Origin of the sequence: Streptomyces phaeochromogenes (assembly GCF_001418655.1) — a bacterium.
Lineage (GTDB): Bacteria > Actinomycetota > Actinomycetes > Streptomycetales > Streptomycetaceae > Streptomyces > Streptomyces phaeochromogenes.
The window spans coordinates 1-11,389 of the sequence record NZ_LIQZ01000604.1; the positions used below are offsets into that span (position 1 = coordinate 1).

The 11,389-nt window shown below is 70.3% G+C and carries 10 protein-coding genes and 1 pseudogene; 8 read left to right on the forward strand and 3 right to left on the reverse strand.

Annotated elements, in window-relative coordinates; translation table 11 throughout:
• Positions 1–59 precede the first annotated feature (59 nt).
• Together AOK17_RS46530 and ligD are read left to right on the forward strand one after the other, a co-directional pair.
• Positions 60–1,490: an Nramp family divalent metal transporter gene (locus AOK17_RS46530; protein WP_055618683.1), complete on the forward strand. Its 1,431-nt coding sequence runs from the start codon at positions 60–62 to the stop codon at positions 1,488–1,490.
• A gap of 145 nt (positions 1,491–1,635) precedes the next feature.
• Positions 1,636–2,646, forward strand: a complete 1,011-nt coding sequence (gene ligD, locus AOK17_RS46535; protein WP_055618684.1) for a non-homologous end-joining DNA ligase — start codon at positions 1,636–1,638, stop codon at positions 2,644–2,646.
• Positions 2,647–2,745: 99 nt separating this feature from the next.
• Here the strand turns inward: ligD and AOK17_RS49675 are convergent, their stop codons facing one another.
• Positions 2,746–2,919, reverse strand: coding sequence for a CsbD family protein (locus tag AOK17_RS49675; protein ID WP_079053684.1), 174 nt, complete (start codon positions 2,917–2,919; stop codon positions 2,746–2,748).
• 229 nt (positions 2,920–3,148) lie between these two features.
• Here AOK17_RS49675 and AOK17_RS46540 point away from each other — a divergent pair, with 229 nt between their 5' ends.
• Positions 3,149–3,529 carry an ANTAR domain-containing protein gene (locus tag AOK17_RS46540; RefSeq protein ID WP_079053685.1) on the forward strand — a complete coding sequence of 127 codons (381 nt, stop codon included), beginning with the start codon at positions 3,149–3,151 and terminating at the stop codon, positions 3,527–3,529.
• 161 nt (positions 3,530–3,690) lie between these two features.
• On the opposite strand, the pseudogene AOK17_RS46545 reads toward AOK17_RS46540, so the two are convergent.
• Positions 3,691–4,479, reverse strand: a pseudogene (locus AOK17_RS46545) (RNA polymerase sigma factor SigF); the annotation flags it as partial.
• A 337-nt stretch (positions 4,480–4,816) separates the two neighbouring features.
• Here AOK17_RS46545 and AOK17_RS46550 point away from each other — a divergent pair.
• The 4 genes from AOK17_RS46550 to AOK17_RS46565 all read left to right on the forward strand — a co-directional run bounded on the left by AOK17_RS46550 (position 4,817) and on the right by AOK17_RS46565 (position 9,260).
• The gene (locus AOK17_RS46550; protein WP_055618685.1) at positions 4,817–5,980 is read left to right on the forward strand and encodes a sensor histidine kinase; all 1,164 of its coding nucleotides are present in this window, start codon (positions 4,817–4,819) and stop codon (positions 5,978–5,980) included.
• The gene (locus AOK17_RS46555) at positions 5,977–6,645 is read left to right on the forward strand and encodes a response regulator (RefSeq protein ID WP_055618686.1); all 669 of its coding nucleotides are present in this window, start codon (positions 5,977–5,979) and stop codon (positions 6,643–6,645) included. Before AOK17_RS46550 ends, AOK17_RS46555 begins: the two co-directional genes overlap by 4 nt.
• Before the next feature lie 131 nt (positions 6,646–6,776).
• The gene (locus AOK17_RS46560) at positions 6,777–6,992 is read left to right on the forward strand and encodes a hypothetical protein (protein WP_055618687.1); all 216 of its coding nucleotides are present in this window, start codon (positions 6,777–6,779) and stop codon (positions 6,990–6,992) included.
• A gap of 6 nt (positions 6,993–6,998) precedes the next feature.
• Positions 6,999–9,260, forward strand: coding sequence for an MMPL family transporter (locus tag AOK17_RS46565; protein ID WP_079053687.1), 2,262 nt, complete (start codon positions 6,999–7,001; stop codon positions 9,258–9,260).
• Positions 9,261–9,380: 120 nt separating this feature from the next.
• On the opposite strand, the gene AOK17_RS46570 is transcribed toward AOK17_RS46565, so the two are convergent.
• The gene (locus tag AOK17_RS46570; protein ID WP_245697881.1) at positions 9,381–10,142 is read right to left on the reverse strand and encodes an IclR family transcriptional regulator; all 762 of its coding nucleotides are present in this window, start codon (positions 10,140–10,142) and stop codon (positions 9,381–9,383) included.
• 217 nt (positions 10,143–10,359) lie between these two features.
• On the opposite strand from AOK17_RS46570, the gene AOK17_RS46575 reads away from it, so the two are divergent.
• The gene (locus AOK17_RS46575) at positions 10,360–11,355 is read left to right on the forward strand and encodes a 5-dehydro-4-deoxyglucarate dehydratase (RefSeq protein ID WP_245697879.1); all 996 of its coding nucleotides are present in this window, start codon (positions 10,360–10,362) and stop codon (positions 11,353–11,355) included.
• Positions 11,356–11,389 lie beyond the last annotated feature (34 nt).

Here is an 11,389-nt window from a genome sequence, read left to right on the forward strand (position 1 = left end):
CCCCCTCCCCCTGTCCCCGAGTCCGGGCAACGGCGCCGGACACCTCGAAGGACCCCGCCATGCCTGAAACGACTGCCCGGACGGTATCCGCCGCCGTCCCGACCGAGCCGGACCCGTACGCCCTGCGCGCCGAGGACGTCCGCGAGGCACCGACCACCTTCACCGGGCGGCTGCGCCATCTCGGCCCCGGTTTCGTCCTGTCGGCCGCCGTGGTCGGTTCCGGCGAGCTCATCGTGACCACCTCGCTCGGCGCCCGTGCCGGGTTCGTGCTGCTGTGGCTGGTCGTCATCAGCACCGGGGTGAAGGTGTGGGTGCAGATGGAGCTGGCTCGCTGGACGATCCTCAACGGCCGTACCGCACTTGAGGGTTACCGCGAGGTCGGCCCGCGCATCGGCCCCGTGAGCTGGATCAACTGGCTCTGGATCGGCATGGACTTCGCCAAGATGTTCCAGCGGGGCGGCATCATCGGCGGCACGGCAGCCGCCTGCTCCGTGATGTGGCCGATCACCGGTGAGCCATTGAGCTACCGCTCGCTCGCGGTGTGGACGGTTGTCGTCACCGTCCTCGCCGTGGTGCTGCTCAGGACAGGCAAGTACAACGTCGTGGAGCAGTTGTGCGTGGCGTCCGTGGTTGTCTTCACCATAGCCACGGTGGCACTGGCGCTCGGGCTTCCGCTGACCGAATTCGGTTACGGGACGGGCGAGTTGGGCGAGGGCTTCAGCTTCCTCATCCCCGCGGGCACGGCCGGGATAGCCCTGGCCATGTTCGGGATCACCGGCGTCGGCGCCGACGAGATGACGACGTACACCTACTGGTGCATCGAGAAGGGCTACGCCCGCTGGACGGGTCCGGACGACGGGACCGAGGAGCGGGCGCGTCGGGCCGAGGGGTGGCTGAAAGTGATGCGTCTGGACGTCGCCGCCGGCTGGCTGGTCTGCACGCTCTGCACCCTCTCGTTCTACGTCATCGGGGCGGCCGTGCTGCATCCGCAGAACCTGGTCCCCGAGGGCAACTCGATGATCACCACACTGTCCCGGATCTACACCGACACGATGGGCCCCTGGGCCGAGTACCTCTTCCTCATCGGCGCGTTCACCGTGCTCTTCTCGACGCTCGTCGGATCGACGGCCAGCGTGCCGCGGCTGTGGACCAACACGCTCGGCCTTCTCGGGGTCATCGACTGGCACGACGTCCGCGTACGGCGGCGCACGATCCAGATCCTGACCTGGTGCCTGCCGTCGGTGTGGGCGTCGTTCTTCCTCTTCGTGCAGTCGCCGGTGCTCATGGTGCAGATCGGTGGCATCGGCGGCGGTGTCTTCCTGCTCGCCGTGGTGATCGCGGCGTGGCGGCTGCGGTCCACCGGTGTCGAGAAGCGTTTCCGGGGCAGCCCGTGGCTGACCGTGGCGCTCGCCGTCAGCAGCGCGGCGATCGTGTTCCTCGGTGTCTACGGCGTCCTGGACGTCTTCGGCATCAGCCTCACGGGCTCCTGAGCCGACCGGATCCGTACGAGACGCCGGTGGCAGGTGGGACGGCCGGAGTTCCCGATGGCCGCCGCTGACCAGGGGAAGGAGAATGGACTGGTCGGAGCGCGGCGGCCGTGCCCTTCGGCAGGTCGCGGGAGAGAGGTGAGCGGCGATGACCGACCTCCTGGGCTCGTTGCCCGACCACCACAGACGGCTGCTGCGTGACGCGCCTCCCGGTGTGGAACTGGCCTCCCGGCCGATGCTCGCCACGCTGAGCGACATGCGCGACTTCCCCGGTGAGTGGCTCTTCGAACGGAAGCTGGACGGCGTCCGGGTCCTGGCGGTCCGGGAGAACGGGCGGACGCTGCTCCTCTCCCGTGCCGGCAATCGCCTCAACGACACCTACCCGGAGATCGTCGAGGCGCTCGCCGCGCAGTCGTGCACGGACTTCACCGTCGACGGCGAGATCGTCGCGTTCTCCCGCGGCCGTACCGACTTCTCCCGCCTGCAGCAGCGCATGGGGCTCACCCGGCGCCGGGACATCGAGGCGAGCGGCGTCGCCGTGACGTACTACGTCTTCGATGTGCTCCGTCTGGAGGGCGCGGACCTGACTCGGCTGCCGTTGCGTACGCGCAAGTCCCTGCTCCGACGGACCCTGACGTACCGCACACCGCTGCGCATGACGACGCATCGCAACGAGGGTGGGGCCGAGTTGCTGGCCGACGCGTGTGCCCGGGGCTGGGAGGGGCTGATCGCGAAACGGGCGAAGAGCCTCTACCAGCCCCGCCGTTCGCCGGACTGGCTCAAGCTGAAGTGTTCCCGGGCCCAGGAGTTCGTGATCGGCGGCTTCACCGAAGGAGGCGGCAGCCGGGCCGGGTTCGGCGCGCTGCTGCTCGGCCACTACGAAGCGGACCGCCTGCGGTACGCGGGCAAGGTGGGCACGGGCTTCGACCGCCGTACGCTCCTCGGGCTGCGTGAGGTTCTCGGTGAACTCCGCGTCCCCGCATCGCCGTTCGGCGACCGGGTGCGTGAGGCGGGCGCCCACTGGGTGGAGCCGAGGCTGGTCGCGCAGATCGCGTTCACGGAGTGGACCCGGGACGGCATGCTGCGGCATCCACGGTTCCTGGGGGTGCGCGACGACAAGGCGGCACGGGACATCGTGCGCGAGCGGCCTTCCGCCTGAACGACCCCGGGGCGCCGGGGCGCGGGACGCCCCCGCCGGGCGCAGGGCCTGAGCCCTGTGCGGCCGTCCGGGGGCGTACCAACGCGTGGGGTCCGCGGACTACCGCTCGGACTTCTTGACGCGCTCGGAGGCCTTCGCGGCGAGCTCCTGGGCCCTGCCCGTCATCTGCTCGCCCCGGCCCTCGTTCTCCATGGGCATGTCGCCCATGGCCCGGCCGGCGGTCTCCTTCATCTTGCCCTTCATCTGCTTGGCCTTGCCCTTTGACTTACCCATGGTTTTCCGTCCTTCGATGAGGGTTGGACTGGCGTAACCACCCTGCGCCCCACACCCATCCTTCGCAATCCGTGAGCGAATCGTCGCCTTGTGTGATCCATGTGAATGCGGGGTAGGCATCGCGCTGGCATGCGCCCGGTCGAGTGGTGACGATGGACTGGAACCACGGAGTCACCAGTGGAGCGACGACGAGAGACCGCGCAAGGGTTCCGACCTCGGAGGGGAGCGAATGACCTCGGACGCCGGTTCGAGAGCGGAGGAGCCGGGTGGCGGCCCGCCGGATCAGGCCGCGCCCGATGAGGACGCGCCCCGGATCTCCGAACTGCAGGAGGAGATCGGCCAGTTGAAGGAGGCCGTGACCTCTCATGCCGTCGTGGACCAGGCGATCGGCATCATGGTGGCGCTCGGGCGAGTGACGCCCGACGACGGCTGGGCCGTGCTGCGGGAGGTGTCCCAGCACACCAACATCAAACTGCGGAGTGTCGCCGAGATGATCCTCGCCTGGGGACAGAACGGCGATCTCCCACCGGATGTGCGAGCCACGCTGGAAGACACTCTCGACCGCTACGGGCCCACATCGCTGCCGGAGGATTCCCCGCCGCCGCGATGAGGGTGTTTCATTCAGCGCGCGCTGGTTAGTTCGAACAGTGGCAGTTCACTGGCAAACCGCTCCCGGGAGGGTTCGGCAGTGAGCTCGCCACTCAGCCGCCCGGCCCGGGAAGTCCCGTGACGGGCGGTTGAGTCACGAACGCCGTCGCCGACTGCCGCCACGACTTCCGCGAGGGCCTCGTCGCGCACCCTGGCGCAGCAACCGTTGAGCAGCCGGGAGACGTGCATCTGCGAGATGCCGAGCTGCTCCGCGATGCGACTCTGGGTCATCCCTCGGAAGAAGCGCAGGTAGAGAATGGTCCGCTCGCGTTCGGGGAGCGCCGCCAGACACGGCTTCACGGCCTCCCGGTCGATGACGAGGTCGAACCCGGAGTCGGACTCCCCCAGGGCATCCCCCAGCGCGTAGCCGTCGTCGCTGCCGGGCAGTTCGGCGTCCAGGGAAAGGGCGGTGAAGCTGTCGAGAGCCTCGAATCCGGTACGTACGTCGTCCTCGCTCATGTGCGCGCACGCGGCGATCTCGGCGATGGTGGGATTGCGGCCCGGCGCCGTCTGCGACAGCTCCTTCACCGCGGCGCGGACCCGGTTGCGCAGGTCCTGGACCCGCCGCGGCACGTGGAGGACCCACATGTGGTCGCGGAAGTGGCGCTTTATCTCGCCGGTGATGGTCGGGATCGCGTAGCTCTCGAAGGCGTTGCCACGCTCGGGGTCGTAGCGGTCGACGGCCTTGACCAGGCCGAGAGCCGCGACCTGACCGAGATCCTCGACGGACTCGCCTCGCCCCCGGTACCGCAGGGCGATGCGGCTCGCCATGGGCAGCCAGGCCCGGACCAGCTCGTCACGCAGGGCTTGTCGCTCGGGCCCGTCCGGCAGGGCGGCGAGGCGCAGGAAGTCCTCGGCCGAGTCGGGGGCGTCGTCGTGCGGGTGCTGCTTCGTTCTGACGGTGATTCGCATGGTGCGTCGCATCTCCCTCAGAGGGTGCTGACGGGACAGTCACCATGGGAGTGAGCGCGCACACGGACCGCTCCGGACACACCCGGCGACCTGGCGGAGCCAGCTCCCACGGACGTGCCTCCTGTCCGAAGCACTAGTAGACCAACTTCCCACGCACGGACATTCCAAACGAATCCGTCAAATACCGACACACCTTTGCGACACGTGGACCCGGACAGGATGTGGTCGGGCTCGATCTCCTGAAGCACATTCATCGGTCTCCTGCAGGCCATTCAGGGGGCCGGATATCGCCTATGCCTCCGGCCTCCTTCGATCGCCGTCGCGGCAGAATGGGCGAGTGCCCCCATTCGACCAGACCCGTTTCCGGCTGCCCCGTGGCGCCCGCGCCGACGCCGTGCTGGCCGGCGGGGTGTTCGTGGTGGTGGCGCTCGGTGCCGAGGGGCAGCGGCTGAGCCACGGCGAGGACTCGGTGCCCTCGCAGATCGCGTCTTGGCTGTTGATCGCGGCGGTGTGCGGGACGCTGCTGTTCCGGCGCCGGTATCCGGTGACGGCGGGCTGGTTCACGGTGCTGGGCACGGGCGCCTACTACCTGCTGAGCGACATCGACGGCCCGCTGGTCATTGTTCCGATCGTGGCGTTGTACGCCCTCGCGGCCCAGGGCAGGATGCAGGCGGCCATCGGCATGGCCGCAGCCATGATCATCGGTATGGCCGCGATCACTCTCGCGGGCAGCAGCGATGTCACCGGCACGGCGGTGTTCATGCTCACCGGCTGGCTGGTCGCCGTCGTGGCCCTCGGCAGCGCGCGGCACAGCAGGTTGGCCTACGCCGAGGAGGAGGCGCGGCTGCGGGCCACCGAGGAGCGGCTGCGCATCGCCCGCGAGCTGCACGATGTGATCGGGCACAACATTTCCATGATCAACGTGCAGGCCGGCGCGGCCCTGTACCGGCTGAAGAAGGACCCTGCCCAGGCCGAGGAGGCGCTCGGCGCGATCAAGGCGAGCAGCAGGGAGACCCTGCGGGAGCTCAGGGCCACCCTCGGCGTGCTCCGTCGCGTCGACGAGCAGGCGCCCACGGCACCCGCGCCGGGGCTGGCCCGGGCGGCCGAGCTGGTGGCCTCGGCGCAGCTGGCGGGGCTCCCGGTGCGTATCGAGCGGACCGGGGCCGAACGCTCACTGTCCGCCCCGGTCGACCTGGCCGCGTACCGGATCGTGCAGGAGTCGCTGACCAACGCCGCCAAGCACAGCGGCGCCGGACAGGTCACGATCCGACTCGCCTACGGGAACAGGGAGTTGGCCCTGGACATCGAGGACGACGGCCAGGGCTCGGCGGCCCGCCCTGCCGGGTCCGGTGGCGGCAGCGGGATCACCGGCATGACGGAGCGGGCGCGGGCCCTGGGCGGCGAGCTGACGGCGGGCCCACGGCCGGAGGGCGGATTCGCGGTGCGGGCCCGGCTACCGTACGGGACCACAGGAAAGCCGATGGAGCGGAGTGACCGATGATCAGGGTCCTGCTGGCGGATGACCAGCGGCTCGTCCGCGCCGGGTTCCGGTCGATCCTGGAGGACCAGGACGACATAGAGGTGGTGGGCGAGGCAGCGGACGGGCAGGCCGCGGTCTCGGCCTGCCGCGCGCTCCGGCCGGACGTGGTCCTGATGGACATCCGGATGCCGGGGACGGACGGTCTGGAAGCCTCACGGGAGATCGCCCGGGATGAGCGGTTGGCGTCGGTCAAGGTGGTCATCCTGACGACCTTCGATCTGGACGACTACGTGTACGGGGCTCTGCGCGCCGGGGCGACGGGCTTTCTGGTGAAGGACACGGAACCGGAGGAACTGCTGCAGGCGGTACGGGTCGCCGCCCGGGGCGATGCCCTGATCAGCCCGTCGGTCACCCGGCGGCTCATCGCCGAGTTCGCGAGCCGGGTGACGAGCCCTCGGGCGGATCCCCGGCTCGATGCTCTCACCGCCCGGGAGCGCGAGGTCATGCAACTGGTGGCCGCGGGGCTCACGAACGACGAGATCGCGGCGCGGCTGGTGCTGTCACCGTCGACCGCGAAGACACATGTCAGCCGGATCATGTCGAAGCTGGGTGCGCGGGACAGGTCGCAGGTCGTGGTGCTGGCATACGAGTCCGGGATGGTCAGCCCCGGCTGGATGGCGGAATAGGCCGACGGAGCGGACTGCCCACCCGGCACTGCCGGGGTACGACGCGGCGGCGGCCTGCATCCGCTGGGGTACTACCGGTGTCAGCCGCAGGCTGACGATTCGGCACCCCTCACGCATGCACGATCAAAGGCATGAACGCACCCCCCTTCCCCGGACGGGCCACGACCGTGTTCGTCGGCGCGCTCGTCGGGGCCGCCGCCGGAATGCTGCTGGTCACGGCCGCCGGGGCCCTGGCACCGAAGATCGGCGGCTTGCTGATCGCCCTGGGGATCGGCGTGCCCACGTTGTGCGGCGCCGTGGTGGGCGCGTTCCTCACGCCAGGCCACTCACGCTCGAATCCGAGGTAGTCACCCATGTCTCCAACCCGCGGCGCAGCCGCGCCCGTCGCCCCGCCCACACCGGGCCGACCGGACAAGCCGCGCGGCGGCCGATTCGGATCCCTGGCCGGCTGGGCGCAGCGTCACCGCTGGGCCGCCCTGCTGATCTGGGTCGCCGTCCTGGCCGCCGTCACGCTGGTTTCCGGGGCCGCAGGATCCGCGTACAAGAACAACTTCGCCCTGCCGGGCACCGACTCCCAGGCCGCCACCGACCTGTTCACGAAGCACGGCTCCGCCCAGGCCGGTGACAGCGTCGACATCGTCCTCAAGGACAACCAGGGCCTCGACGGCCGCAAGGCCGGCGTCGAGAAGATGCTGACTGAGGTGAAAGGACTGCCAGGCGTCGCCGACGTGCGCAGCCCGTACGCCGACGCTTCCGCCGTGTCCAGGGACGGCACGATCGGTTACGCCACCGTCACTCTCGACGGCAAGGCCGAGGCCGTGCCCAAGGAGGACATCACCGCGATCATCGACACCGCCAAGAGCGCCGAGTCGGGCGGTCTCCAGGTCGAACTCGGTGGCGAGGCCGTGCGCGGCGCCCAGGAGAAGGGAAGTCCGACCGCGGAACTCGCCGGCATCCTGGCCGCCGTGATCATTCTCGGGCTGCTCTTCGGCTCCCTGGTGGCGGCTTCCGTGCCACTGATCACGGCCCTCTTCGCGGTCGGCTCGGCCCTAGGTCTGATCGTTCTCGCCTCGCACGTCTTCACCATCGCCGACTTCACACCGCCCATCACGATGCTCGTCGGACTCGGCGTCGGCATCGACTACGCGCTGCTGATCTTCTACCGCTACCGGCACGAGCTCACCGACGGAGCCGAACCTGCCGAAGCCACCCGCAAGGCCCTGGACGCCGCCGGCCGTACGGTCTTCTTCGCCGGCTGCACCGTGATCATCGCCCTGCTCGGTCTGGTCGCGCTCGGCCTCGGATCGCTGCAGGGCGTGGCCCTCGCGCTGGCCCTGACCGTGCTGACCACCATGGCCGCCTCGCTGATCCTGCTGCCCGCTCTGCTGGCGGTCTTCGGCAGGCGCATCCAGCGCCACGTACTGAAGCACGCGGCCAGGGCCGAGGCCAACGGGAAGGTCGAAGGCCGCCGATGGCGGGCCCTGGCCGCAGCCGTGCAGCGCCGTCCGCTGCCCGCACTGCTGGTCGCGACCTTCGCCCTGCTGGCCCTGTCCGCACCGGCGTTGAGCATGCGCCTCGGCTTCGCCGACGCGGGCAACGACCCGGCGACCACGACGTCCAGGCAGGCGTACGACCTGCTCGCCGAGGGTTTCGGCCCGGGCTTCAACGGTCCGCTGATCGTCTTGGTGCAGGGCGACGAGGCCGCAGGCCAGGGCGTCCGGTCCGAGCTGGCCGAGGCCGAGGGCGTGGCCACGGCGAGCCCCGCGATGCCCTCCGAGGACGGCGCCCTGTCCACCGTGATCGTCTACCCGGAGACCTCGCCACAGGCCGAGGGCACCGCTGATCTCGTGCACCATCTGCGCGATGACGTGGCCCCGGGGCTGGAGCGCGACACCGGTGCCGAGATCCTGGTCGGCGGTTCCGTCGCCGCCTCCCAGGACTTCGCGGACACGGTCTCGCAGCGGCTCCCGCTGTTCGTCGCCGTCGTCGTCGGGATGTCGTCGCTGCTGCTGATGCTGGTCTTCCGGTCGGTTTGGATCCCTGTGAAGGCGGCCCTGCTGAACCTGCTCTCGATCTCCGCCGCGCTCGGCGCGATGACCCTGGTGTTCCAGTACGGCTGGTTCGGGGTGCAGCAGGGCCCGATCGAAGCCTTCCTCCCCGTGCTGATTTTCGCCATCGTGTTCGGACTGTCCATGGACTACGAGGTGTTCCTGGTCGCCCGGATGCGGGAGGCGTACGTCCACGGGGACAGCCCGAGCCAGGCGATCCGGACCGGCTTCCGGTACAGCGCCCGGGTCGTGGTGGCCGCCGCGCTGATCATGATGGCGGTGTTCTCCGGGTTCATCGGGGCCGGCGAATCCATGATCAAGATGATCGGCTTCGGGCTCGCCATCGCCGTCCTCTTCGACGCCTTCGTCGTCCGCATGGCCCTCGTCCCGGCCGTCCTCGCCCTCCTTGGCAAGGCCGCCTGGTGGATGCCCCGTTGGCTGGACCGGATCCTGCCCCGCGTGGACGTGGAGGGCGAGGCCCTCAGCCACCGGGCCGCGATCCCGCAGGCTCCGCAAGCCACGGAGGACGAGACAGAGGACACAAGGCCGGAGTTCACCTCCGTCTGACCGCCGCCACCCACCGAGGGCCGCCCGAGACGAACGGACGGCCCTCGGCCCGTACGCACCCGGTGCCGAACCTCGGTCGCCAGGGAACAGCGCCGGTAGCCCACAAACGCCGCCGGCGGGTCAACGCCAGTCGGGAGCGCCAGACGCAGGCGACAGAGCGCCCTCGATCTTCGTCCGGATCTCCCGCATGACCGCGACGACCCGGGCCTCGTGCTCCGCGTCGAGCCGGGCCACCGGTACCGAGCAGCTGATGGCGTCCGTGGCCGGTGAGTCGTACCGCAGGGCGAAGCCGAAGCCCGTGATGCCGGTCACCGTTTCCTCGCGGTCGACGGAGTGGCCGCGCTCGCGCACCTCCGCGAGGTCGGCGAGCAGGGTGGCGCGGTCGGTGTGGGTGTTCTCCGTGAGGGCGGCCAACGGCCCCTCGGGGAGCGGGAGTTCGTCGTCGGGGCGCTCGGCGAGGAGTGCCTTGCCGAGGGCGCCCGCGTGGGCCGGGATCCGGCGGCCGACCCGGCTGATGGTGCGCAGGTACTCGTGGGACTCACGGGTCGCGAGGTAGACGACGTTCGGGCCGTCCAGCCGGGCCAGGTGGATCGTCTCGCCGAGCGCGTCCGAGGCCTCGTCGAGATAGGGGCGGACCGTGCGGACGTGCGGGTCGCTGTCGAGGTAGCTCGTGCCGGTGTGCAGCGCGCTGATCCCGATGCCGTACAGGGAGCCGGTGGTGTCGGAGCGCACCCAGCCGCGGTCGACGAGGGTCTGCAGCAGCTGGTACATGCTGCTGCGCGGTACGCCCAGCTCCTCGGCGAGTTCGTCCAGGCGGGCGGGCCGGTCGCCGCGCGCGGCGAGCAGTTCGAGCAGTTCGACGGTACGGGCCGCGGACTTCACCTCGCGGACGCCCGAGCCGCCCCCTGTACGCACCCGGACCCGGACCCGGGCCCGCGCAAGGGGGTCCCCGCCCTGGGGGCCTCCGCCCCGCACCTCTTCGCTCTCCGGCATGGGGCTCATCGTAAATCCGCGGTGTCGCACCCATTGACCCCGTGCGTTCACCAACTTAGCCTCCATCTTCATACGTAGACGGCATCTGCATATGGAGACAGCATTCATGACGGCGTCCATGACAGGGATCAGCGCGAAGGCCGAAGGCACCGTCCAGCGGCTGCGTGACGGCATGGCGGGCGGCGTGCTGTCCTTTCCCCTCACGAGCTTCCACGGCGACGGCGAGGGCGACGGCAGCCTCGACCTCGACTCGTACCGGACGTACCTGACCGGCCAGTTGGCCGCCGGGGAGGACACGATCGCCCCGGGCGCGGTCTTCCCCGCCTGCGGCACCGGTGAGTTCTTCTCGCTGGACGAGGACGAGTACCGCGAGGTCGTCCGGGCCACGGTCGAGGTCGCCGCCGGTCGGCTGCCGGTGGTCGCGGGCATCGGCTACGGCTGGGCGCAGGCCCGCCGGTTCGCCCGGATCGCCGAGGAGGCGGGCGCCGACGCCCTCCTCGTACTCCCGCACTATCTGGTCGCCGCCCCGCAGGACGGACTCGTCGAGCAGCTGCGCCACATCGCCGCCGGCACCTCGCTCCCGCTCATCGCGTACCAGCGGGGCCAGGTCGCCTTCACCGCCGAGGGGCTGCGCCGGATCGCCGAGATCCCGACCGTCGTCGGCCTCAAGGACGGCCACAGCGACCTGGACCGGCTCCAGCGGCTCACCCTCGCCGCCCCCGACGGCTTCCTCTTCTTCAACGGTGCCTCCACCGCCGAGATCCAGGCCCGCGCGTACGCCACCGTCGGCGTCCCCGCCTACTCGTCGGCCGTGCACGCCTTCGCCCCCGAGATCGCGAACGCCTTCTTCAAGGCCCTGCACACCGACGACCACACGACAACGACCAAGCTCCTGCGCGACTTCTACGTCCCTCTCGTCGAGCTGCGCGACCGCGTCCCGGGCTACGCCGTCTCCCTGATCAAGGCCGCCGCCCGCCTACGCAACCTCCCGGTGGGCCCGGTCCGCTCCCCCCTGACAGACCCCGGCCCGACCGACCTGGCAGCCCTGGAAAAGATCCTCGACACGGGCTTGGGCCTGGTCGGCGCCCAACACCAACGCTGACCGGCCCCTTCTCCTTTTAGGGGCGCGAGGAACC

Bases quoted from the DNA above. Each gene is read 5' to 3' on its own strand.
- AOK17_RS46530 (WP_055618683.1), top strand. From the start codon at position 60: ATGCCTGAAACGACTGCCCGGACGGTATCCGCCGCCGTCCCGACCGAG.
- ligD (WP_055618684.1), top strand. From the start codon at position 1,636: ATGACCGACCTCCTGGGCTCGTTGCCCGACCACCACAGACGGCTGCTG.
- AOK17_RS49675 (WP_079053684.1), bottom strand. From the start codon at position 2,919: ATGGGTAAGTCAAAGGGCAAGGCCAAGCAGATGAAGGGCAAGATGAAG.
- AOK17_RS46540 (WP_079053685.1), top strand. From the start codon at position 3,149: ATGACCTCGGACGCCGGTTCGAGAGCGGAGGAGCCGGGTGGCGGCCCG.
- AOK17_RS46555 (WP_055618686.1), top strand. From the start codon at position 5,977: ATGATCAGGGTCCTGCTGGCGGATGACCAGCGGCTCGTCCGCGCCGGG.
- AOK17_RS46560 (WP_055618687.1), top strand. From the start codon at position 6,777: ATGAACGCACCCCCCTTCCCCGGACGGGCCACGACCGTGTTCGTCGGC.
- AOK17_RS46565 (WP_079053687.1), top strand. From the start codon at position 6,999: ATGTCTCCAACCCGCGGCGCAGCCGCGCCCGTCGCCCCGCCCACACCG.
- AOK17_RS46575 (WP_245697879.1), top strand. From the start codon at position 10,360: ATGACGGCGTCCATGACAGGGATCAGCGCGAAGGCCGAAGGCACCGTC.